Below are 22,742 nucleotides of genomic sequence, written 5' to 3'. Positions count from 1 at the left end.
TTGATGGGGTGGGCCTCCGTGGTGGCCGTGCTGCTGACGGCCACCCCCACCTTCGTCACGCGAGGTGACGTGACGCCCGAGTCGGACCTTCGTCGCGAGGCGGAGGCCGGCTGGGCGGCGCTGGAATCGGTGTATGCGGCGGAGGCGGGTGGGGCGCCGGTGAAGGCCCCGGCCTCCATCGTCCTCCAGCGAGGCGTGGCCCTGTCTCCCGAGCGCAACGCGCAGGGCCGGCCGGGCCTCGTGGAGCTGCGGCAGAACACGCCGGGCGTCTTGGATGAGCGGCTGCGCGTGGCGCTGCGGCACGAGCTGGCGCATCAGCTCCTGTGGTGGGCGTGTCCCCAGTCGAGCGAGGACCGGCTGTTCCACGAGGCCTTCGCGGTGGCGCTGAGCGGCGAGCTGCCCTCGTGGCGCGAGGGCCCGTATCAATCCCTGTCACGCGCGGCCTCGGACCTGGCGGCGGCGCCCGCGGTGGACTCGACGCGGGCGCGGCGGGCGCTGGCGCGGCTGTTGAGTGAGACGGTGGGGTTTCCCAAGGCGCTGTCGCGGCGGCTGCGCCAGTGTCACGACGGCGCGCGGTGGGTGGTGCCGCTGTCCATCGACGAACTGGCGGACGTGCAGGTGCGCGCGGCGGGGCCGGCCACGGTGGTGGTGAGTCGTCACTCCGGTGAGGTGTTGCTGTCGGAGGGCGAGGTGCGGCGCGCGCTGCCCTATGGCTCCGTACTGAAGCCCTTCGTGTACGCGGCGGGCACGGGGCATCCGGTGCTGGCGCCGCGCGTGGACGTGCAGGAGTGGGCGTGTGGTCCGGGGTTGCCGGCGAAGGTGGACGCGCGCACGGCGCTGCTGCGCTCGTGCAACGGGTACTTCCTGGACTGGGAGGCGGGCGGCTCGGCGCCGAAGGGGTTTGGTGCGTGGGAGCCGGTGCTGTCGGCGCTGGGGCTGACGGGGACGCCGGTGGACATGGCGGACGTGGTGGGGCTGCGCTCCACGCTGGCGCTGTCTCCGTGGGGGATGGCGCAGGCGTATCGGTTGTTGGCGGAGGCCCGGCCGGACGTGGTGGCGCTGCTGGCGGACAACGCGGCGCGAGGGACGTTGGCGGAGCTGCCCGCGTCGAAGGCGCTGGTGGGCGTGGCGACGAAGACGGGCACGGTGCGGGACGCGGCGAGCCGTCCGCAGTACGGCTGGATTGCGGCGGTGGACGGGGACCTGGTGGTGGTGGCGGTGCGGCCGGGGAAGATGCCGCGCCAGTTCGCGGAGGAGATTCCGGCGGCGCTGGCGAAGGCGCGCAAGCAGGCGGGTGTGGAGGCGGCGCGGGTGCAGGTGTTGGGGTTGGTGCCCGCGCGCGAGGTGGAGGCGCGGTGCTCGGGGGTGGGCTTCAAGGTGGAGGACGGGCTGCCGAAGGCGGCGCCAGTGGAGTGGGCGCGGCTGGAGGGACTGACGGCGCGCGGAGCCGCGGTGTGCCTGGGGGCGCCGTGGCGGGTGCGTTTCCCGAAGGGGCCGGAGGAGGGGCGGGACTACGCGGGAGTCTTCACCTGGTCGCCGCCGCCCGCGTACCGGCCGCCCGCGGGAGTGCCCACGTCACCGAGCGCATTGAAGGCGCGGAGGGGCTCGGACTTCGTGTTCCGCACGACGCGGCTGCAGTACACGGCGGGCGTGGTGGCGGCGGAGGATGTGACGTTGAAGGGCGAGGCGCGGCTGGCGTTGGCGCGGGTGGTGGCGCACAACGAGCAGCACAGTCGCCACCCGGGCCGGGCCGTCTGCGACACGACGCACTGTCAGGCCTTTCGAGGCACGGTGCGGGTGCAGCGAGACGACGCGAAGGCGCTGAGGCTCCCGGCGCTCAAGTGGCGGGAGTGGCTGTTGTTCTCACAGGGAGGACAGGAGCCCTGGACGCAGGAGCGGCCGCGAGCGGACGTGGAGCGACTGCTGGGCAAGGGCCTGGTGTCGCTGCGCTTCGAGGCGGGTCGCGTTCAATACCTGCTCACGGAGAAGGAGGGCGCGTCGACCTTCGAGAGCGGGCGCTCGCTGCCGTGTGAGCTGTTGCGCTCGGGATTGAAGCTGCCGTCATGTCCGCGCACGGCGTCGTTCAATGGGGACACGCTCGTGTTCGAGGGGCGCGGGCGCGGGCACGGCGAGGGCTTGGACGTCGAGGCGGCGAAGTCGAGTGGACTGCGCAGTGAGGCGATTCTCGAGAACGCCTACGGACGGAGCCGCCCCGAGCCTCGGGACGTGGATTAAGGCCTCGCGAGGGGAAGCACGAGCCGGGCGCGGGTTCCTCCTTCAGTGACACCCTGAAGGGACAGTGTTCCCCCGTGGGCCTCTACAATGCGGCGCACGAGCGTCAACCCGAGGCCCGTGCCTCCCGTCTCCCTCGCGCGGCTGCGGTCGGTTCGGAAGAACGGCGTGGTGAGCTTCGGCAGGTCCTCGTCGCTGATGCCGATGCCCCGGTCCTCCACTTCCAGGTGCACCGCGTCGGCCGCCACCTGGGCCCGCAGCGTCACCGGACTGCCGGGCTCCGAGTACTTGCGCGCGTTGTCGAGCAGGTTGTGCAGCGCGCGCCGCACCAGCACCGGGTCGGCCTCCAGCGTCGGCAGGTTCTCGGCAACGTCCAGTTGGAGAGGACACTCGGGGGCGCCCTTCTGGAATCGCTCGGCGGCGTCCTGCAGGAACTCCGTCAGCCGCAGCGTCGCTCGCTGGAGGCGCGGCCCCGGCTGACCCGCCTGGTTCGCCTCCAGGTCGAGCCGGGCCATTTGCAACACCCCATCCACGAGCTGCTGGAGCTCGCCGATGTCCCGCCGCAGCTCCGGCAGTCGCGTCGCCAGCTCCTCCGGCTGTCCGTCCTCCACGAGGTCCAGCGTCACGCCCAGGCGCGCCAGGGGCGTGCGCAGCTCGTGCGACACGTTGGCCAGCAGCTCCTTCTGGCCTCGGATGAGCGACTCCGTCCGTGCGGCCATCTCGTCGAAGGTGCGCCCCAGCACCGCCACCTCGTTGCGCCCCTTCAAGCGCACGCGCGCGGACAGGTTCCCCTGGCCAAACTCGCCCACCACGGTGGTCAGTTGCTCCAGCGGGGAGACAATCGCACGCGCCAGGGGTACGGAGATTCCCGCCAGGAACAGGAGCACGGCGGCCAGGCTGCTACCCAGCGCCGTGTAGACCAGATGATGGGTCGCGGTCCGGTAGATCAGCACGCCCGTCACGACATCGCCGCGCCACGTGGGGGCCGCCCAATAGTTCTGGTCATCCCTCGCGAACCAGTTGTCGGCCTTGCGAACCTGTCGCCACTCGTCGTCGTCGAGCGGCCTCAGCGGAGGGTGCGCCGAAGACACCTTCACGTTGCCCTGGAGGTCATACAGGGTGGCCTGGACGTTCTTGTTCGAGTCGAGGGCCTGGAGCATGGGTGCGAGGTCGGAGGAGTCCGAGTTGGCCAGGTCCACCAGCTCCGTGAAGTGCTCCATGTTCGGTTGGTTCCCCTGGACCTGCACGAGCTTGATGATGAGGGAGAAGGACAAGACGGCGCCCCCCAGCATCAACAGGCCATACAGATAGATGCGCCAGAACATCCGGCGGGGACGGAGTCTGTCGAAGAGCTTCATGACTCCTCGCCTCGCTCCAGCACATACCCCACGCCCCGCACCGTCTTGAGCATCCGAGGGTTGCGCGCGTCGTCCCCCAGCTTCTGCCGCAGCCGGGACACATGCACGTCGATGGCTCGGTCCACAGGTCCGTCCGGGTCGCTGCCCTTCGCCAGCTCCAGCAACTGCTCGCGCGACAGCACCCGTCCCGCGCGCTCCGCGAGCCCGAGCAACAAGGCGAATTCATGCTGCGTCAGCGACAACACCTGTCCATCCAGCGACGCCCGCATGTCACTCCGGTTCAACGTGAGCGAGCCCACGCGCACCACCTCGCGCGAAGGCCCCAGCAGGCCCCGGCTGCGCCGCACCAGCGCCTGGATGCGCGCCAGCAGCTCCCGGGACGAGAAGGGCTTGGGAAGATAGTCGTCCGCGCCCAGCTCCAGCCCCATCACCCGGTCCGCCTCCTCGCCGCGCGCGGTGAGCATGAGGATGGGCACCGCCGAGCGCTCCCGCAGCTCTCGACAGACAGTGAGCCCATCCTTCCGGGGCAACATGATGTCGATGAGGATGGCGTCGAACGCACGCCGCGAAGCCTCGGCGAGTCCCTGCTCACCATCTCGCGCGAGGCACGTGCGCACGCCCTGGCGCTCCAGGTACTCGGCCGTGAGGCGCGCCAGGTGAGCGTCGTCCTCGATGAGGAGCACCTCGATGCCAGGTGACGATGTGGCGGGTCCCATCATGTCTCCCAGTCTAGTGGGACCCTGGCCGCATCGGGCTCGCCGTCGAACCACGGGAGGGCATCACCCACCAGCCGCCTCCGCCAGTCGAGCAGGAGCAGAGCTGTCGCGGAAGCGCCCCCCGGCGTCAGGAGTTGCTTCACCCACTCCTGGGGCATCAGCCGGCGCGCCTGCCACACGCCGCCGTCGACGAGGAGCTGTCCCAGCTCCACCAGGTCTCGTGGTCGAGCGCTGGACCTCGTGTCGAGGCTCGGGGGCATCGCGGCTCTCGAAGCGAAGGCGAGCAGCAGCAGGACTTGGACGACGAGCGGGGCAACCGCGTGGAAACGTCGGGTGGGGCGTGGGGACATCGAACCTCCCAGGGCCAGGACCTCGGGGTCCATTGGATGCTGCGCAGTTCAGCGCGGGGATGTCGCGGGAGGATGTGCGGAATGTAAACGAATGTAACGGGCCGCCAGGGTGGGCGGGCGCATTGGCACCTCCCCGGGAATCGGCGATGTTCCCGGACAGAGGGGTTGTTGCATCTACTTTTGGGGAAGATGACATGCACGTCGCATCGCGCCGGTTCGCGCTTTCGTTGCTCTTGAGTGCCTCGCTGTTGTCGTCTGGTTGCTCCGAGGACTCGCAGACTCCGCGGGACGGACCCGACACGGAGGAAGGGTGTCCCGCGGTCACCGGCGCCGTCGTGGAGCACCAGGGAATCCTCTCCACCTCGGAGACATGGGCCGCCGGCAGTCCGCATGTCATCACCAACAACCTCTCCATCCGGGGGCAGGTCACCGTGGCGGCCTGCGCGACGGTGCGCATCGCGGCGGGGACCTCCATCCAGGTGGACAGCGGCGGCGTGCTCCGTGTCGAGGGCAAGCAGGGCCAGCCCGTGCGCTTCGAGTCGCGCGAGTCGGGCAAGCCGTGGGGCCAGGTGCTCCTCGGGACGGGAGGCTCGGCGCGGCTGGAGTGGACGGTGTTTTCTGGAGGCGGAGACACGTCGACGGCCCTGGCCACGGTGCGGGTGAACGCGGGCGCGGACCTTCCCGGCCTGACGCCGCTGTTCGTCAATCACGTCACCATCGAGAGCTCGCAGGGCCCCGGCATCCTGCTCAACGGCACCTCGGGCTTCGCGGCGGGCTCCTCGGACCTGACCATTCGTGGGGCGGGCAGCACGGCCCGTCCGCAGCCGCTCGCCGTCAATCCCAATGCCCTGGGGACGCTGCCGTCGGGCACGTACACGGGCAACCTGGATGACGCCATCTACGTGGGGCCATCCATCGCGTCGGCCTCGGTGTTCTACCTGGGGGCCAATGCCACGCTGAAGGACCTGGGGGTGCCCTACCGGTTGGAGGGGCTCCAGGTGGGTGGGAATCGGGTGCCGGCGGCGCTGACCATCGAAGCGGGCACGCAGCTGCGCTTCGCGTCCGCGACGACGCTGCGCATCTATGACGAGACGAGCGCGCTCATCGCGGCGGGGACGGCCGCGCGGCCCATCACCTTCACGTCGGACGAGACGACGCCCAGGGCGGGTGACTGGACGGGCATCCGCTTCGACGGGATGAACGCGGCCAACCGGCTGGAGTCGGTGGTGGTGCGGTACGCGGGTGGGGCGTGCCAGTGCTCCAGCTACGGGTGCAACTACCTGCCGCCCGGGTTCGGTGTCAGCTCGGCCATCCTCGTGTTCAACGAGCCGACGGCGCCCTTCATCGCGAACTCGCGCATCGAGGACAGCGCGGGGCACGGCATCCTGCGCGGGTGGAATGGCTCGGACCTCAGCCTCGCGGCGAGCACCACCTTCGCGCGCATCGCCGAGTGCACGGAGACGAAGCCGAAGGACCGCGACGGACGCTGCCCCTCCGAGACGCCCGTCTGTCCTCGCAGCCCCTGAGCCTTCACGGAACAGGGGGGGCCCAGGCGAGTCATGGGCGCCGGAGCGTGACGCGATGCGGGCGCCGGGCGACCGACGCCGCTGAAAACAACGACGCCGGAGCCTCCTCGTGGGAGACCCCGGCGCCGAGCCGACAGTCCGTGCCGTCGTGAGACGTCCTAGCGGTAGGTCGCCGTCAGCTGGTCCGCGCGCGCCGACTGGCCGGCGGTGAACGTGTTCATGCAGTTGTCGTCCGTGTAGTCCATGAAGTTGGTGATGGGGTCCACGCCCGCCGTCGAGCAGGTGTTGCGGCCCGTGGGGCAGCCGTACGCCGGAGACGCCTCGGCCGGGGTGTCGCTCACGGAGTCACCCGCGCCGGTGCAGCCGCCCTGGAACGTGTGGTACAGGCCCAGCCAGTGGCCGACCTCGTGCGTGCCCGTGTCGCCCTCGTTGTAGGGCGCCGCCGTGCCGCCCGGAACGCTGCTGTAGAGCATGACCACGCCGTCCTGCAGCGGCTGTGAGGTGTAGCTGGAGGGGAACGTCGCCCAGCCCAGCAGGCCGCCGCTCAGGTTGGCGGTGTAGATGTTGAGGCTCTCCTTGCCACCCTTGCGCAGGGCCTTCTTCATCGCCTTTTCGTTCGCGCTGCCGTCCTTGAGCGCGAACCACTTCGTGTTCGTCGTGCGGTCCGTGCCCTGGTGCACGAAGCGGAACGGGGTGTTGGCATAGGCCGCGTTCAGCACGTTCATCTGCGCGGTGATTTGCGAGTCCGGGATGTCGCCGTTCGCGATGCCCGAGCCCTTGTTGATGACGTGGAAGTACGTGGGCACCGTCACCGAGCCCACCGCGCGCATCGCCGTCTTCTGCTCGGCCAGGAAGGCGTCGATGGCCGCGCGCTCCTCCACCGAGGGCTCCACCGCCGCACAACCCCGGTGCAGCGCCGTCTGCTCCACGGCGGGGTCCGCCGGCGTCTGGGCCTCCGCGGCCTCCTCGCCCTTACAGGCGGCGAGGCTCAGCAGGGCACCGGCAAACACGGCCAGACGACCATTCTTCTTCACGACGCTGCCAATCATTGTCATCTCCAGGGAAGATGGAGATACGTTGAATAGCTGAATGAAACAGCGAGAGTCAACGCCGCCCCGAGGGAATCTGTAGACAATCCCCGTGTGTCCGATGACGTACTCCGGGGCGGATGAGACAAGGGTGCTCCACCTGGTGGGGCGATTGTAAAATGTCTTTCATTGTGTCGACTGACGCCCGGAGCATCGAGCACCTCACGAAAGGGTGCTCCTCGCGGCGGGGGCGAGCGAGCGGGCGGCGATTGCCGAGTCACGGGGGCTGAACCAGCTTCCGGCATTCCCTGTCCAGGAGGACGGCATGGCTCGAAGGATTCTTGGTGGTGGTGGTGTGGCGGCCCTGGCGGCGGCGCTGGTGTTCGGCTCGATGACGGGCACGGCGCTCGCGGAAGACGAGGCCAAGAAGACCCACAAGGAAGACAAGCGCATCGGTGAGGCGGCGGCCGAGAAGGAGCTGTACGTCGGCAAGCTGGCCCTCTTCGACGCCAAGCAGATTGCCCTGGGCAACATGGCGCTGGAGAAGACGCAGGACCCGCAGGTGCGTCAGTTCGCGCAGAAGCTGGTGACAGACCACAAGCAGCACCTGTCCGACCTCAAGGCGTGGGCCGACAGCAAGTCCATCGAGGTCGCGACGGTCGACCTGGCCGGGCCTCCTGGTACCGGTGGCTCCGGTGCCACCCCCGGCATGCAGGAGGGCTACGACAAGAAGATGGAGGGCGTCGACGAGCGCCTGAACAAGGCCATCACCGAGGCCGAGAAGGAGCTGGACAAGCTGCGCGAGAAGAACGGCAAGGAGTTCGACAAGGGCTTCCTCACGCGCGTCGCGGATGACGGCAAGAAGGGGCAGGACCTGGCGAAGGACGGCATGGACAAGTACAAGACCGACGCCACCTTCAGCGCGTTCCTGAGCAAGACGCGTCAGGGCATCGCGAGCAACGAGACGATGGCCAAGGAGCTCGAGAAGACCCTGCGTCGCTGATAGGCGCGGGCTCTCGTGAAGCATCGGCGCGGTGACTCGGGGCGACCCGGGGTCACCGCGCCGGTGCTTCGAGCAGTGTGTGGGACGCCGGGCTCGGGGGCATCTGCCAGGTTGACGTCGCGGGGCACGGATGCTTATCCCGGCACATGGCGAATGCCTGGAAGTGGATGCTGGCCTGGGGTTTCACGGCGTTGTGCGCGTGCACGACGTCCGCGCCGCATGTGCCGCCCGTCGCGCCCGAAGGAGCCACCCCCGCGGGGCCCTTCCTGCCCGAAGCCCGGGCGCTCTTCGAGGGATGCACGCCGATTCCCGACAGCACCAGCTCGCGCATCTATCAATGTGGTGACGCGACGGTGTGGCTCGCCGAGCGCAAGGACGTGCCCGCCGCGCGAGTGCTCACGCTCGCAAGGGCGCGCGTGGTGGAGCGGCTGGGGGAGGGCGTCGTGGTGGCGGAGGGGGCGCTGCCGCTCGCGGGGCGCTCGTGGCCGGCGGCTCGCTTCGCCGTGTGCGAGGTGGGGGACGCGGGCCTGGAGGGGCCGGGCGCCTGTCGCGCGGGTGGTTATCTGGTCTCCGTGGCGGGGCTGCTGGGCCGTCAACGGGAGCTGGGTTGTGTCGCGAAGGACAACGCCCAGCCCGCGCTGGCGCGCTGTCTGGAGCTCTTCGAGTTCCTCGCGGCGCGCGGCAATCCGGAGGGCGAGTCGCTGGACGCGGCGGCGTTGTTGCTGCCGCCGCGCCTGCCCTGGCGCACGCTCGCGGTGCCCGAAGGTTGCCAGCCGTCCCTGTCCACCAGTCGCGATGGACGCATCCGCTGTGACGACGCGTCGTTGGTGTGGAGCGTGTACCGGCCCGCGCGGGAGGAGGTGACGGTGCGCTGGAGGGACCAGAGCGTGGCAGAGCTGAGGGCGGCGCTGCCGGGCGCAAGTCCCGTGGAGGAGGTGGAGTGTCTCCTGGAGGAGCGCCCCGCGAGGTGTCAGCGCTTCACCGCGCTGTCCGCGCGCGGACCGGTCGTCATCTGGGCTGGGGCCATGCAGTGGGATGACCGGGCACTGTTCGCCGCGTGCAGCTTCCTCGCGTCGGCCGAGCCCGCGTTCCCCGCTGTCTGCAATGGTGCCTTCTCCGTACCCTGAACCCACTGTCGCGCGCGAAGGGGCCGCCTCGTGTACGCCTTGCAGGATGTCTCCAAGCGCTTCGGCACCACGCAGGCGCTGCACGCGCTGAACCTCACCATGCCCACGGGGCGGACCACCGTGCTGCTGGGGCCGAGCGGCTGCGGGAAGTCCACGCTGGTGCGCTTGCTCAACGGGCTGCTGCATCCGGACACGGGGCAGGTGCGCTACGGGGGCCAGCCGCTGCCCACGGACGCGAAGGCGCTGCTGTCGCTGCGTCATCGGGTGGGCTACGCGCTTCAGGGCGGCGGGCTCTTTCCGCATCTCACGGGGGAGGAGAACGTCACGCTCATGGCCGAGCACCTGCGCTGGTCCCCCGCGAAGACTCGCGAGCGGAGGGATGTGCTGGTGGAGCTGACGCGGTTTCCGGCCGAGGCGCTCGCGCGCTATCCGGCGCAGCTCTCGGGAGGACAGCGGCAGCGGGTGGCGTTGATGCGCGCGCTCATGCTGGACCCGGAGGTGTTGCTGCTCGACGAGCCGCTGGGGGCGTTGGACCCGCTGGTGCGGCATGAACTGCAAGCGGACCTGCGCGCCATCTTCTCGCGGCTGCGCAAGACGGTGGTGCTGGTGACGCACGACCTCGCGGAGGCGGGCTTCCTGGGTGATGACATCGTGCTCATGCGGGAGGGGCGCGTGGTGCAGCAGGGCAGCCTCGTGGACCTGGAGACCCGTCCCGCGGACCCGTTCGTCACGCGGTTCATCCAGGCCCAGCGGCTGGCTCCGGGAAGCGGGGCCTCGGCATGAGCACGTGGCTCGCACCGATGAAGCTCACGGCACTCCTCATGCTCTGGCTGGTGCTGACGGCATGCGAGCGCGCGAGCACGACCCAAGGTGAGCCGTCCGTGCGCGTGGGCTCCAAGAAGTTCACCGAGTCCGTCATCCTCGGAGAGATGGTGTCGCAGCTCGCGCGGAGCACCGGCGCGAGCGTGCAGCACCGGCGCGAGCTCGGTGGCACCGCCGTCCTCTGGGAGGCGCTGCGCCGAGGCGAGCTGGACGTGTATCCCGAGTACACCGGCACGCTGCGCCAGGAGCTGCTCTCCGCACGCAAGCTGCCCGATGACGCGGCCCTGCGCGTCGCACTGGTCGAGGAGGGGCTGCGCATGAGCGCGCCGCTCGGCTTCAACAACACCTATGCGCTGGGCATGAAGGAAGCCGAGGCCGAGCGACTCGGCATCCGAAACATCTCCGACCTGCGCGCCCACCCCGAGCTGCGCATCGGCTTCAGCAACGAGTTCATGGAGCGCGGCGATGGCTGGCCCGCGCTCCGCGACAGCTACCGCCTCCCTCAGCGCGACGTGCGCGGCCTGGACCACGACCTCGCCTATCGCGGCATGGAGGCGGGCTCCGTCCAGGTGACGGACCTGTACTCCACGGATGCCGAAATCGCCGCCTACGGCCTGCGCGTCCTCGTGGACGACGCGCGCCACTTCCCCGCGTACGACGCCGTGCTGCTCTATCGCACCGACATGGAGTCACGCGCCCCGGAGGCGCTGGCCGCCATCCTCCGACTCTCCGGCACGCTCTCGGAAGAGAAGATGGTGAAGCTCAACGCCCGCGCGCGACTGGAGCGTGTCCCCGAGGCGCAGGTGGCCTCCGACTTCCTCTCGCAGTCCCTGGGCGTCTCCACCGTGGTGCGCGGCGAGGGCCTCATCTCCCGCGTCTGGCTTCGCACCCGGGAGCACCTGTTCCTCGTCGGCGTCTCGCTCCTCGGCGCCCTGGCGCTCGCGGTGCCACTGGGCGTGCTCGCCTCTCGCAGCCCCCGGCTCGGGCAGGGCGTGCTTGGCCTCGCGGGCGTCATCCAGACCATCCCCTCGCTGGCGCTGCTCGTGGTGATGATTCCGCTCCTGGGCATCGGCTCGCGGCCCGCCATCGCCGCGCTGTTCCTCTACAGCCTCCTGCCCATCGTCCGGAACACGGCCTCGGGCCTCACCGGAATCCCCCTGGAGGTGCGCGAGTCCGCGGACGCGCTCGGCCTGCCTCCGCGCGCGCGGTTGTGGCGCATCGACCTGCCCATGGCCTCGCCCTCCATCCTCGCGGGCATCCAGACGGCCGCCGTCATCAACGTGGGCACCGCCACCCTCGGCGCGCTCGTGGGCGCGGGTGGCTACGGTCAGCCCATCCTCACGGGCATCCGCCTGGACGACACGCGACTCATCCTCGAAGGCGCGGTGCCCGCCGCGGTGCTCGCCCTGCTCGTCAGCGGAGTGTTCGAGGCCCTGGGCCGCGTCCTCGTCCCCAAGGGCCTGCGGCTGCGCGCGGAGTCGGAGTCGCGCTGACGCTACACGGGCGACGCGTGCGTCGGCACCGTCGCCGCCACGCTCTCCGCCCTCGGCGCGTCGGCCGAGAGCCCCGCCGCGCACAGGCTCACCACGGCCATCCACACGAAGTCCGCTAGCAGCAGGTGCACCAGCTGCAACCACACCGGCGCCAGCAGCACCACGTTGACCAAGCCTGTCGCGAGCTGCACCGCGTAGAGGATGCTGATGATGAACGCCGCGCGCTTCACTTCCACCGAGGGCCGCAGCCGCGCCATCCACCGGCCAATCAGCACCAGCAGCGCGCCCATGGACACCGCGAGCACCGGGTGAAGGATGCGCCGACGGATGAAGACGTGCGCCGTGTCCGACACGTCCGCGCGCAGCCCGTCCATCAGCGTCTCCGAGGGGAACAGCGTGTCACCGAGCGCCGCCACCGCGCCGCTCACCCCGAGCAGCAGCATCCCTGCCACGCTCGTGCCCACCAGCACGCCCACCCACCCCTGGCCCCGGAACGTCAGCGGCGCACGGCCCCGGGCGAACCAGATGACCAGCGTCTGCGCGCCCACCAACAGGAACGTGTTCACCAGGTGCACGCCCATCCACACCGCGCGGCCCATGGACGCGTTGTCCGCCACGTACTTGAGCAACACGATGCCGGCGCCGACGAGGGCCTCCGTCAGCATGAAGAACAGCGCCCAGCTCGCCGCCTTGCGCACCGGGTGCCCCTTCGCATGTGCTCGAAGCGCCCACACGCACAGGACCACGGCGAGAATCATGACGAGCCCGCTCGTCAGCCGGTGGGTGTACTCGATGAGCGTCTGCACCGTGGGCTCGCGGGGCACCACCTCGCCGTTGCAGTGCGGCCAGTGGTCACCGCAGCCCGCGCCGGAGCCCGTCGCCCGGACGAAGGCACCCCACAGAATCACCCCCAGCGTGAAGATCAGCACTCCGACGCTGAAGGCCTGGAACCGACGTGACGAGGCGGCGTGAGTCATCGCGGTCCCCTTAACTCACTTCGACCCCACTCGCTGCCCGAGCCCCCTCATCCAGTTTCAACCGGGCCATCAGCCGCGCTGCTCGCCTCCTCGCTCGCAGGGCGTCAGGCCATATCCGGATAGGGCCCGCCGGATGTCCCACTCGGGCCGTTGGATACACCTGCTCCATTTACCTACCCGTTCGGATGATTTCCATTGAGCAGATCCATCGGCCTAAGGGCTGGCACGTATGGTGCTTAACGAATGCTCAGTGAGCGACGGACCTCTCCGGAGGCTGGCGACACACGATTTGAACTGGTGACCGCTCTCGAGTGGTCCCGGCACCCAGGGTCGAAGCTTCCCCCCTCTTTGGCCCATGGGTGTGTTCTTTGAGAGGCATCGATTCGGAAGCAGTACTGCGCTCCGGGCCGGGGTTCCCCCCCTCCCCGGCCCGGAGCGTGACCTCTTCCTTCAGCCTCGACAGGTTCCCACAGGGGTGTGGGGAAACAGGGCGGGGCGCATCGCGGGTTGGGGATGGTTCCTCAACCCTCAGCCCGCGATGCGCATCTGCTCCGCCCCCAGCACCGTCGGCAGCGGCCCGTAGGCCATGGAGCGCTCGATGACGTTGCGCAGCTCGCGCACGTTGCCGGGCCAGGAGTGGGCCATCAGCGTCGCCAGGGCATCCGGTCCCAGCACGGGCGGCGACTGCCCCTCGGGCGTGAGCTGCCGGACGAAGTGCCGGGCCAGGGCCACCACGTCCTCGCGGCGCTCGCGCAGCGGGGGCACCCGCACCGGCACCACCTGCAAGCGGTAGTAGAGGTCCTCGCGGAAGCGGCCCTCGCGCACCAGCTGGCCCAGGTCCCGGTGCGTGGCGGCGATCACCCGCACATCCACTTCCACCGGCCGCGTCTCGCCCAGGGGGAACACCTCCCCGTTCTCCAGCACGCGCAGGAGCTTGGGCTGCACGTCCAGCGGCAGCTCGCCAATCTCGTCCAGGAAGAGGGTGCCGCCGTGGGCCGCGCGCAGCACGCCGGGGTGGTCCGACGCCGCGCCGGTGAAGGAGCCGCGCCGGTAGCCGAAGAGCTGTCCCTCGAAGAGCTCCTTGGGGACGGCGGCGCAGTTGAACGCGACGTAGGGGCGCTGCGAGCGGGTGGACAGCACGTGCAGCGCGCGCGCGACGACTTCCTTTCCCGCGCCCGACTCGCCGGTGACGATGACGGTGGAGCGACTGGCGGACAGGCGCGCCAGCTCCGCGCGCAGCCGCTTCATGCTGGGAGATGCGGCGATGAAGCCCGGCAGCTCCGCGTCCCGGCCAGGTGCCTCCGGCGCGGACTCATTCGAGCCAGGCACCTCCACGTCCACCGTCGCGAAGCCGCGCAGGGTGGCCACCTCCAACGCGAAGCCGCCCAGCCGTGACAGCGCGGTGAGCAGCGCGCGGCCATCCGCCGGCAGCGGGCCCGCGACGCCCAGCCGCAGCCGTCGCCCGCAGCCGTCGCCGAACTCCACCTCGTCCGTGCTCGGCGTCGTGTCCAGCCCCGCCAGCAGGGTGATGCGGCCCTGGGAGTCCACCTCCTCCAGGCGCGGCGCGCAGCCGGGGAACAGCCCCTCCAGCACGCCCAGCAGCTCGCGTTGGATGAGGGGCGCGCCCATGCCGCGCACGGACAGCCGCTCGAAGGGCACCACCAGCGCCTCCGCGCCCAGCCGCTTCACGAAGGTGCTGTCCGAGACAGGGGAGCGCTCGCTGGGGGGACGCACCGAGGCGGGGATGAAGTTGGGGGGCGGGGTCATCCCGCCCAGGCGGCGCAGCTCCGCCTCGCTGGCGGCCAGCAGCTCGTCGGCGGCGGGGTCGCCCTCGTGCTTCGCCAACCACGCCAGGAGATTTCGCGTGTAGCCCGCCATGCACACGTCGCCGGAGAGGCGGAAGGTGCCCAGCGACGCCTCCAGCAGCTCGCGGGCCTCGCGCGTGCGGCCCTCCAGCACCAGCAACAGGCCCTCGAAGCGGTGCAGCAGCGCCGAGTGCCACGCGGACGGCATCCGCTCCAGGAACGCGCGGGTGCGGCGCAGCACGGCGCGGCCCTCCTCGCGCTGGCCCGCGTAGCCGCGCGCGGCCGTCTCATAGAGCAGGCACTCGCGGCGCAGGTAGGGCCAGCCACCCAGCTCCATGACGCGGGCTCCGGCGGCGGCGAAGCCCGCGGCGGCCTGCTGGGCGGGGCCGCTGGAGAGGTCCGCCATGGCCTCCACGAAGAGGGCGTAGGCCCCCGTGAGCCCGCGCTGGATGTTGCCGTCATACGCGGCCAGCTTCGCCGCCAGCCGCCGCAGCTCCGCGGACTTGCTCGTCGTCAGCCACAGCCGCGCGCGAGTCACCGCGAGGTGCAGCGGCGTCCAGCTCAGCTCCGCGACGACGGCGTCGGCCTCGTCCAGCACCGCTTCGGCTTCCGCGAAGCGGGCCAGGCGCAGCAGCGCGTCGGCCTCCGCGCGCGCGGCGAAGATGAAGGAGAAGCCCCGCGCCATGCGTCCGCCATACGCGGCCTCGCGAGCGCGGCGCACCAGGAGCAACGCCTCTTCCGGCTCGCACGCCTCATCCAGGCGGCGCTGCGCGAGGAAGGCGAGGTTGCGCGCCTCCAGGAACGCATAACCCAGCCGCGCCGAGCCCTGCGCCACCTCGCGAAATCGCCGGGTGGCCTGCGTGGCCTCGCCCCGGATGGACTCCTCGTGCGCGCACACGTCCTCGGCCAACAGGCGCAGCGCCGGGTCCGTCACCTCCGCGAGCGCTTCCGCCACGCGTCCGGAGTAACGCGTCACCCGTTCGACCTCGCCCAGGTAGAAGGCGCCCGTCGTCTGCGCCATGCGCAAGAGGCAGCGCGCGTCCGCGTCCGGACGCTCCGCCATCAGCGCCTCGGCGCGAGCGACATGCGCGTCGGACTTGGCGATGTCGAGCAGCTTGCCATCCGGTGATGCGTAGAGGTTGGCCGCCAGCGCATGGACCTGCAGCTCCACCCACTCCGGCAACTGGCTCGTCTCGGCTTCACCCAGGTGAGGCAGCAGCGTGGCGAAGGCGCCCCGGCTGTCCTCGCGTCCCCAGCGCTGGAGGTGGGACAGGCCCACCGCCGCCAGGGCCCGCGCTCCCGGCGTCTTGAGCACGCCCGAGGCCCCCAGCTCCAGCAGCTCTTCTTCCGCCGCGCGCCACTCCGCCCGCTTCAGGCGTTCGAGGCAGGGCTGGAGCCGGACGCTCTCTTCAGGACGCAGGGGCTGGCGGGACAGGGAGGGGAGTCGGGCGACGCCGGTGAGCCCGCCGGCCCCCAGCAACTGGCGCAGCGCCTGGGCCACCCGCCCACGGGGCTTGCGCGCCTGGGGCGCCGACTCCGGCAGCTCCCAGCGGTACACGGTGAGGGGGGTGACACCGAGCATGCGGGCGAAAGCGGCGCGACTGTGCCCTCCACGCAGGGCGCGGATGGCCTCGGGTCCCAGCTCCCCACGCTCCCCCTTTTCCTCGATGCTCTCCACGACACCGAACCCCTTGTGCCCCCCGCGGACACAATCTCATGGGCCTTTTCCAGGGAGAATGCAAACGATTGAGCACTCCAAAGCTGAACCGAGCGTCACGTTGGGGTGACGCGGTCCGCATGGAGACGACAGTGGGTAGAACGCTCACCCTCCCGCGTCGCGGGGGGAAGTCGTTATCGTACCGTGTGCCCCGCGTACCCGAGTCACCTCCGCCCCCCTCCCCGCAGCTCCAGGACGAGCGCCTTCGTCGGTTGGAAGGCGCCCTATCGGAGGGGCAGGCACGAGAAGACGCGGCCGTGGAGGCATGGGTCCGCAAGACGGGTCGCCTGCCGCCTCGCAAGGTGCGTCGGCAGTGGGAGAAGCAGTGGCGCAAGGAAGCCCGGCGGGCCGCGCGCAACGCGGTGCGGACGCGGCGGTCCTCCCAGCGCTCCAGGGACCCGGGGAAGGCGGCGGCCTTCATGGCGTCGGCGATAACGTGCCTCTTGATTGCGCTGGGGCAGCCCCGGCGGCTGTGGTGGCTCGTCTTCGTGGCGCTGGGCTTCTTCCTGGTGGCGGCGAAGTACCTGAAGAAGAGCCCTTCACCCGAGGAGGCGTCGACGAAGTCCGGGCTCGGGGAGCGCGGCGCGGGACAGGCTGACGCCACGTCGTCGGAGGACCCGAGGGTGGCGCGGGTGGACGTGCTGTGCGCGAAGCTGCTGGCCGAATTGGGGCAGGGGCCCGCGGTGCTGCGTGAGGTGGTGCACGCGCCCGAGCGCACGGTGGAGGCGCTGCGCCAGGGGTGTCACGCGTTGGCGCGCCGGGAGCGGGAGCTCCGAGCGCTGGTGACGCCGGAGGATGTGCGCCGGTTGGAGCAAGAGCGAGAGGGCCTGGCGGCGCGCGTGACGGCGGAGAAGGACGCGGTGGTGCGTGAGCGGCTGCAAGGCGCGCTGTTGGCGTTGGACGCGCAGCGGGCCCAGCGCGCGGAGCTGGCCACGGCGGCGGACCGGCTGGAGGCCGAGCACACGCGGCTCTACTACACGCTGGAGGGGCTGTACGCGCAGGTGCTGCGGGTGCGCTCGGCGGACGCGGCCGGCGAGGACCTCGCCGGGCTGGGTTTGCGGCAGAGCGTGGAGCAGCTGGGCTCGGAGGTGGAGGCCGTGACGCAGGCGTTGGAGGAGGTCCACCGCCCGACCGATGACCGGGTGCGCACGCGCTGAAAACGCCTACTCGCTGAGGGCGCTGCCCTTCGGGAACGGCTCGCCGCCGGACGTGCTGGCCACGCGCACCGTCTTGGCGTTGAGGAACTCGTGGATGCCCAGGTCCGCCAGCTCGCGACCGTGGCCGGAGTGCTTCACGCCACCGAAGGGCAGCCGCGCGTCGGAGACGACCATCGAGTTGACGAACACCATGCCCGCCTCGACGCCGTCGATGAACTGGCGCTGCTCCGCCGCGTCCTTCGTCCACACGCTGGCGCCCAGACCGAAGGGCGTCGCGTTGGCCAGCTCGATGGCGTGCGGGACGTCCTTCGCGCGCAGTAGCGTGGCCACGGGGCCGAACAGCTCGTCATGGAAGGCGGGCGCCTTCGGGGGCGGGTCCGCCAGCACGGTGGGCGGGTAGAAGTTCCCCGGACGCTCCAGCGGCTTGCCGCCGAGCAGCAGTCGCGCGCCGGCCTTCACGCTCTCCTCCACCTGCGCGTGCAGTCCCTTGAGGATGCTCTCGGTGGCCAGCGGGCCCAGGTCCGTCTTCGGGTCCATGGGGTCGCCCACGGTGACGCGCTTCATGCGCTCCACGAAGCGGCGTTCGAACTCGGCGGCGATGGGCTCGGCGACGATGAAGCGCTTGGCGGCGATGCAGGACTGGCCGTTGTTGATGAGGCGCGCGGACACCGCCGTCTCCACGGCCTTGTCCAGGTCCGCGCTGGGCATGACGATGAACGGGTCGCTGCCGCCCAGCTCCAGCACCACCTTCTTCAGCGACTTGCCCGCGGAGGCGCCCACCGAGCGGCCCGCGGCCTCGCTGCCGGTGAGCGTCACGGCCTTGACGCGCGGGTCCTCGATGACGCGATTCACGTCGGCCGTCTCGATGAGCAGCGTCTGGAAGGCGCCGGCCGGGAAGCCCGCCTGGAGGAACAGCTCCTCCAGCGCGAGCGCGCACTGGGGCACGTTGTGCGCGTGCTTGAGCAGGCCCACGTTGCCCGCCATCAGCGCGGGCGCGGCGAAGCGCACCACCTGCCAGAAGGGGAAGTTCCACGGCATGATGGCCAGCACCGGGCCCAGCGGCTGGTAGCGCACGAAGGCGGTGTCTCCGCCCACTTCGATGGGCCGGTCCTTGAGCAGGCCCTCCGCCTTGGCCACGTAGTAGCGGCAGGCGGTGGAGCACTTGCGAGCCTCGGCCTTCGCGGCCTCCAGCGGCTTGCCCATCTCCTCTGTCATGAGGCGGCCGTAGCGCTCCGCCTCCGCGTCCAGCAATTCCGCGGCGCGGCGCATCCACCGGGCGCGCTCGGCGAAGGACGTCCGACGGTAGGAGTCAAAGGTGTCGGCCGACAGCTGGAGCTTCAACTCCAGCTCGGCCGGGGTGAGGGCGTTGAACGTGCGCAGCGTCTTGCCCGTCGTCGGGTCGATGGTGGCGATGGCCATGGGAAGCTCCTTCCGGTGGCCGTGTGATAGCAGCCGGGCGTATCCGGACAATGACTCGCTGGTGGGAGCGTCCTGCCGCGCACGCGCCCGTGCTCCGCATTCCTGATATGCGACAGAGTCGGTCCGCTCCGCCATGCCCCAGCTTCTCGCCCTCCCTGACGGCCGTCGTATCCCGCTGGACAAGCCCGTCATCTCCGTGGGCTCCGATGCCACCTGTGACGCCGTGCTCAGCGCGCCCGGCGTGAAGCCGAGTCACGCGCTGCTGTTCCGCGACGCGCGAGGCTGGAGCGTGTCCCCCGCGGGCAAGGGCTGCGACCTCAAGGTCCGAGGCAAGCGCGTGGACCTGGCGCCGCTGGAGCCCGGGGACCGCTTCCGCGTGGGCACGGTGGAGCTGGAGCTCATCGACGCGGTGGAGTCCGTTCCCCGTGACGCGGCGGAGGTGGCGCCGCGACAGGAGGGCCGGCTGGTGGCGGTGCTGGCGGAGCTGTCCTCGCGACTGCTGGTGCAGCGTCCTCCGCTGGAGTTGCTGGAGGTGGCGATGCGAGGGCTCGCCGAGGTGGTGGGCGCGGACGTGGGCTTCCTCGTCACCGCGGACTCACGCGAAGGGCCAAGGCGCGTGCTGTGCGCCACGGGAGCGAGGCCCGATGCGGCGGTGGTGGACAGCCTGGTGGACCGGGTGCTGACGTCGGGCTCGCCGGTGCGGGTGGCCGACGTGGAAGCGGACGCGGCGCTGGCGGGGGCACCGAGCCTGGAGGCCCTGCGGCTGGGCTCGGCGCTGGTGGTGCCGCTGCGGGTGGAGTCGGTGCCGCTGTCGGTGGTGTACCTGGGGCGACGTCTGGGTGCTCCGGCCTTCTCGGCGGTGGACCTGGAGGAGGCCATGGCGCTCTCCTCGCTGACAGCGCTGCTCCTGTCGACCCGGCGCGAGCTGACGGAGCTGCGAGCGACGGTGGAGGGCCTCACCCGTCGCATCGAAGCGGCGACCTTCGAGGGGCTCATCGGCGAGTCCCCGGCGATGCGCGCGCTGTACCGGCAGGTGGAGCGGCTGGGGCCCACGCCGCTCAACGTCCTCATCGAAGGCGAGACGGGGACGGGCAAGGAGCTGGTGGCGCGGGCGCTCCATCGGCGCAGCGGGCGGCGTGGACGACTGGTGGCCATCAACTGCGCGGCGCTGCCGGAGAGCCTCATCGAGCGCGAGCTGTTCGGCCATGCGCGCGGCGCCTTCACTGGCGCGGGCGCGGAGCGGGCGGGGCTGGTGGAGGCGGCCGACGGCGGCACCCTCTTCCTGGATGAGATTGGGGACATGCCCCTGTCGCTCCAGACGCGGCTCTTGCGCGTGGTGCAGGAGCGCGAGGTGACGAGGTTGGGTGAACATCAGCCGCGCAAGGTGGACGTGCGCGTGGTGTCGGCGACGCACGTGGCGATGGAGGAGGCGGTGCGACGAGGCACCTTCCGCGCGGACCTGCGCTTCCGGTTGGAGGAGGTGCGAGTGGACGTGCCACCGCTGCGGGAGCGCGGTGACGACGTGCTGCTCATCGCCCACCAGGTGCTGACCCAGGAGTCGCGCAAGGCGCGAGGCTTCACGCAGAAGGCCACGGAGGCGCTGCGCGGGCATCCCTTCCCCGGCAACGTGCGGGAGCTGGCGTCGCGCGTGCGTCGCGCGGCGGTGCTGGCGACGGACGAATTGCTGGGCCCCGAGGACCTGGAGCTGGGGGGTGACGCCACGCCCATGATTCCCCTGGAGGACGCGCGGGAGGCGTTCGTCCAGCGCTACGTGCGCGAGGCGATTGCCCGCTGTGGTGGCAGCAAGAAGGACGCGGCGGCGGCGCTGGGCATCGGCCTGCGCTCGCTGTTCCGCTACCTGGGGGAGGGGGACTGACAGGCCGCCTCCCCGGGAGGCCTGTTCCGCGTGCCAGTCCTGGCACGTTTCCCCTGGCGGCGGGCCCTCGTCGGGCCAGGGGCGTCACGCAACCCCGTGGAATCGGGGCGTTTCGGTGTCTCGCGAGGCCGCGGCACGCACGTTGCGATGGGGTTGCCCATCGCACGCTGGCGGAGGGCCGCCACGGTGCAACCGAACCTCGGGGAGACACAGATGAAGCATTTCGTGATGGGGCTGTTCCTGGCGATGGCGGTCGTGGGTTGTGGCAGCACGAAGGACGATGACGGCGGACCTGACGAGAACCCCAGCGAGCAGAGCGGCGCGCTGTGCAGCGCGAGCAAGTCCTGTCCCTCCGGGCAGTTCTGCTTCAACGGCCTGTGTGCGCTCGGCTGTCAGTCGAACGCCAACTGCGCGGCGGACCAGTACTGCGACGCCGAGGACACGGGCACCCTGGCCTCCTATTGCAAGAGCAAGAAGGTGCCGACGTGCACCTCCAACAGCCAGTGCCTGAGCAACCAGGTCTGCATCGAGGGCCTGTGCAGCCTGGCGCCCCCGGCCAATCCGCCTTCGTGCAACCCGGAGACGAGCGACTTCAAGGATGGCTGCGACAACTACTCGGTCTGCCTGGATGCGGATGACGACGGTGCGCAGCAGCCGTACTGCGCCAGCTTCGCGCCGTGCGCCGAGGACGGGGCCTGCCCCACGGGCCTGGGCGGCGCGGTGTGCAATGACGGCTACCTGGCCAACAAGGGCCGCTTCTGCATGCAGGGGATTTGCCGTGACAACTCGAACTGCCCCTCGTCGTGGAGCTGCGTGAAGCCCGTCGTGGGCGCCGTCCTGGGGTTCTGCAGCCCGGGTGCCTTCGGCTTCCCGTGCACGGAGAACGCGCACTGCAAGAGCGGCCAGTGCTTCGCCGCGCCTGGCGTCATGGGCGCCTGCATGTAGCGGGCGGAGGTAGCCCTGTGTTCCCGAGTCGGGGAGCACGGGGCCTCCCATGTGGGGGGCTGCGCTTCGAGCGTCCCTCCGCGTAGAGTCGACCGGGCCTTGGTGATGCGCCGCCTTCTTCCGCTCTCGTTGTTGTTGCCCGTGCTCGTGTTGCTCGTCGCGCCGGGCTGTCCGCTCGACATCCGCATCCGCTGCGACGAGTCCCAGGGTTGTTCCCAGGGACAGGTCTGTGTGCGGGGAGGTTGCGAGCCCGTGGACGCGGAGCGGGTAGGAGAGTCCTGCGGCGCGGATTCGGAGTGTGGCGAGGGCCTGTCCTGTGGCCTCGGCTTTCCGGGTGGGTATTGCCTGTTGGAGTGCTCCGAGGCGCGGGACTGCCCGCGAGGCACGGTGTGCGCGACGGAGTTGGGGCAGTGCCTGCGGGCGTGTGGTGAGGCTTGTGGTCGCTCGGGGTACGGCTGTGGCGCGGTACCCCAGGCAGCCGAGCCGCTGACTGCCTGTGTGCCGGTGACGACGCCCGTGGACGGGGGCTGCACGGGGACCGCGTGCGAGGTGCCGGACGCGGGGTGTTCGGGCACGGGGTGCGCGGTGCCGGACGCGGGCTGCTCGGGCACTGGATGCGGGACGCCAGACGCGGGGTGTTCGAGCACGGTGGCGGTGGGTGGAGCGTGCTCGCGGGCGTGTGAGTGCGCGGACCCGGCCGCGGCCTGCGAGGACTTGAAGTGCACGCTGACGTGCGTGTCGGACTTCGCGTGTCGGGATGGGCGACGGTGCTCGAATGATGCGTGTGTCGTGGGGCCTCGGCTGGGAGAGGCGTGCACGGACTCGCTCGACTGTCCCACCTTCGCGGGGTGTCCCCGGGAGCGGATGCGGTGCGAGGAGAAGTGCAATCCGAACGCTGGTGGCGGCCTCTGCGAGCCGGGCTACCAGTGCTCACCGGACGGGCTGTGCGTGCGAGCGTGCTCGGGCACACCGGCGTCGGTGGGGGCGGTCTGCGAGAACTCGATGGACTGCTCGCCGTGTAGCGTGTGCCTGTCGTCGGGGGCGGCCTTGCGGTGTCGGCAGCCCTGCCGGCTGGACCGGGATTGCCCTGGAGGCGCGGTGGGGGCCTGCGAGCAGGTGGGGGACACGAAGGCCTGTCGGCTGTCGCTGTAATCCCACGGGTTGCTCGCGGGGGCGCGCTCCCGGAGAATG

At 70.8% G+C, this 22,742-nt stretch carries 17 protein-coding genes; 10 read left to right on the top strand and 7 right to left on the bottom strand.

From position 1 onward, the window contains the following. Positions 1 to 3 precede the first annotated feature (3 nt). The gene (locus ACN469_RS00270; protein WP_498762984.1) at positions 4 to 2,235 is read left to right on the top strand and encodes a SpoIID/LytB domain-containing protein; all 2,232 of its coding nucleotides are present in this window, start codon (positions 4 to 6) and stop codon (positions 2,233 to 2,235) included. Here ACN469_RS00270 and ACN469_RS00265 read toward each other — a convergent pair. Genes ACN469_RS00265 through ACN469_RS00255 form a run of 3 tightly spaced genes read right to left on the bottom strand, consistent with a single transcriptional unit; the run spans position 2,232 to position 4,656 of the window. After that, positions 2,232 to 3,590, bottom strand: a complete 1,359-nt coding sequence (locus ACN469_RS00265; RefSeq protein WP_498762982.1) for a HAMP domain-containing sensor histidine kinase — start codon at positions 3,588 to 3,590, stop codon at positions 2,232 to 2,234. The genes ACN469_RS00270 and ACN469_RS00265 overlap by 4 nt on opposite strands. Beyond that, on the bottom strand, positions 3,587 to 4,306 hold the full coding sequence (locus ACN469_RS00260; RefSeq protein ID WP_498763586.1) for a response regulator transcription factor: 720 nt from the start codon (positions 4,304 to 4,306) through the stop codon (positions 3,587 to 3,589). Before ACN469_RS00260 ends, ACN469_RS00265 begins: the two co-directional genes overlap by 4 nt. After that, entirely contained in the window at positions 4,306 to 4,656 is a 351-nt protein-coding gene (locus ACN469_RS00255) for a hypothetical protein (RefSeq protein ID WP_498762980.1), read from the bottom strand. Before ACN469_RS00255 ends, ACN469_RS00260 begins: the two co-directional genes overlap by 1 nt. A gap of 194 nt (positions 4,657 to 4,850) precedes the next feature. On the opposite strand from ACN469_RS00255, the gene ACN469_RS00250 reads away from it, so the two are divergent. Next, the gene (locus tag ACN469_RS00250; protein WP_498762978.1) at positions 4,851 to 6,182 is read left to right on the top strand and encodes a beta-helix domain-containing protein; all 1,332 of its coding nucleotides are present in this window, start codon (positions 4,851 to 4,853) and stop codon (positions 6,180 to 6,182) included. 158 nt (positions 6,183 to 6,340) lie between these two features. On the opposite strand, the gene ACN469_RS00245 is transcribed toward ACN469_RS00250, so the two are convergent. After that, positions 6,341 to 7,231, bottom strand: a complete 891-nt coding sequence (locus ACN469_RS00245) for a zinc metalloprotease (RefSeq protein ID WP_498762976.1) — start codon at positions 7,229 to 7,231, stop codon at positions 6,341 to 6,343. 304 nt (positions 7,232 to 7,535) lie between these two features. Here ACN469_RS00245 and ACN469_RS00240 point away from each other — a divergent pair, with 304 nt between their 5' ends. The 4 genes from ACN469_RS00240 to ACN469_RS00225 all read left to right on the top strand — a co-directional run bounded on the left by ACN469_RS00240 (position 7,536) and on the right by ACN469_RS00225 (position 11,655). Next, entirely contained in the window at positions 7,536 to 8,213 is a 678-nt protein-coding gene (locus ACN469_RS00240) for a DUF4142 domain-containing protein (protein WP_498762974.1), read from the top strand. Positions 8,214 to 8,359: 146 nt separating this feature from the next. Continuing rightward, the gene (locus ACN469_RS00235; protein WP_498762972.1) at positions 8,360 to 9,340 is read left to right on the top strand and encodes a hypothetical protein; all 981 of its coding nucleotides are present in this window, start codon (positions 8,360 to 8,362) and stop codon (positions 9,338 to 9,340) included. 30 nt (positions 9,341 to 9,370) lie between these two features. Beyond that, positions 9,371 to 10,123 carry an ATP-binding cassette domain-containing protein gene (locus ACN469_RS00230; RefSeq protein ID WP_498762970.1) on the top strand — a complete coding sequence of 251 codons (753 nt, stop codon included), beginning with the start codon at positions 9,371 to 9,373 and terminating at the stop codon, positions 10,121 to 10,123. A 38-nt stretch (positions 10,124 to 10,161) separates the two neighbouring features. Beyond that, positions 10,162 to 11,655 carry an ABC transporter permease/substrate-binding protein gene (locus ACN469_RS00225; RefSeq protein ID WP_498763584.1) on the top strand — a complete coding sequence of 498 codons (1,494 nt, stop codon included), beginning with the start codon at positions 10,162 to 10,164 and terminating at the stop codon, positions 11,653 to 11,655. 2 nt (positions 11,656 to 11,657) lie between these two features. On the opposite strand, the gene ACN469_RS00220 is transcribed toward ACN469_RS00225, so the two are convergent. Then, positions 11,658 to 12,632, bottom strand: a complete 975-nt coding sequence (locus ACN469_RS00220) for a COX15/CtaA family protein (RefSeq protein ID WP_498762968.1) — start codon at positions 12,630 to 12,632, stop codon at positions 11,658 to 11,660. A 528-nt stretch (positions 12,633 to 13,160) separates the two neighbouring features. Further along, positions 13,161 to 16,115: a sigma 54-interacting transcriptional regulator gene (locus tag ACN469_RS00215; RefSeq protein WP_498762966.1), complete on the bottom strand. Its 2,955-nt coding sequence runs from the start codon at positions 16,113 to 16,115 to the stop codon at positions 13,161 to 13,163. Positions 16,116 to 16,366: 251 nt separating this feature from the next. Here ACN469_RS00215 and ACN469_RS00210 point away from each other — a divergent pair, with 251 nt between their 5' ends. Beyond that, on the top strand, positions 16,367 to 17,311 hold the full coding sequence (locus ACN469_RS00210; protein WP_498762964.1) for a hypothetical protein: 945 nt from the start codon (positions 16,367 to 16,369) through the stop codon (positions 17,309 to 17,311). A 6-nt stretch (positions 17,312 to 17,317) separates the two neighbouring features. Here ACN469_RS00210 and ACN469_RS00205 read toward each other — a convergent pair whose 3' ends face one another. Continuing rightward, positions 17,318 to 18,730, bottom strand: coding sequence for an NAD-dependent succinate-semialdehyde dehydrogenase (locus ACN469_RS00205; RefSeq protein ID WP_498762962.1), 1,413 nt, complete (start codon positions 18,728 to 18,730; stop codon positions 17,318 to 17,320). A gap of 133 nt (positions 18,731 to 18,863) precedes the next feature. Here ACN469_RS00205 and ACN469_RS00200 point away from each other — a divergent pair, with 133 nt between their 5' ends. The 3 genes from ACN469_RS00200 to ACN469_RS00190 all read left to right on the top strand — a co-directional run bounded on the left by ACN469_RS00200 (position 18,864) and on the right by ACN469_RS00190 (position 22,703). Then, on the top strand, positions 18,864 to 20,606 hold the full coding sequence (locus ACN469_RS00200) for a sigma 54-interacting transcriptional regulator (RefSeq protein ID WP_498762960.1): 1,743 nt from the start codon (positions 18,864 to 18,866) through the stop codon (positions 20,604 to 20,606). 213 nt (positions 20,607 to 20,819) lie between these two features. Beyond that, the gene (locus ACN469_RS00195) at positions 20,820 to 21,551 is read left to right on the top strand and encodes a Dickkopf N-terminal cysteine-rich domain-containing protein (RefSeq protein WP_498762959.1); all 732 of its coding nucleotides are present in this window, start codon (positions 20,820 to 20,822) and stop codon (positions 21,549 to 21,551) included. A 105-nt stretch (positions 21,552 to 21,656) separates the two neighbouring features. Next, entirely contained in the window at positions 21,657 to 22,703 is a 1,047-nt protein-coding gene (locus ACN469_RS00190) for a hypothetical protein (protein ID WP_498762957.1), read from the top strand. Positions 22,704 to 22,742: the final 39 nt, after the last annotated feature.

Origin of the sequence: Corallococcus terminator (genome assembly GCF_049194865.1) — a bacterium.
Taxonomy (GTDB): Bacteria; Myxococcota; Myxococcia; order Myxococcales; family Myxococcaceae; genus Myxococcus; species Myxococcus terminator_A.
Note: the sequence above shows the minus strand (reverse complement) of the source record. Positions and strands in the feature narration are given on the sequence as shown.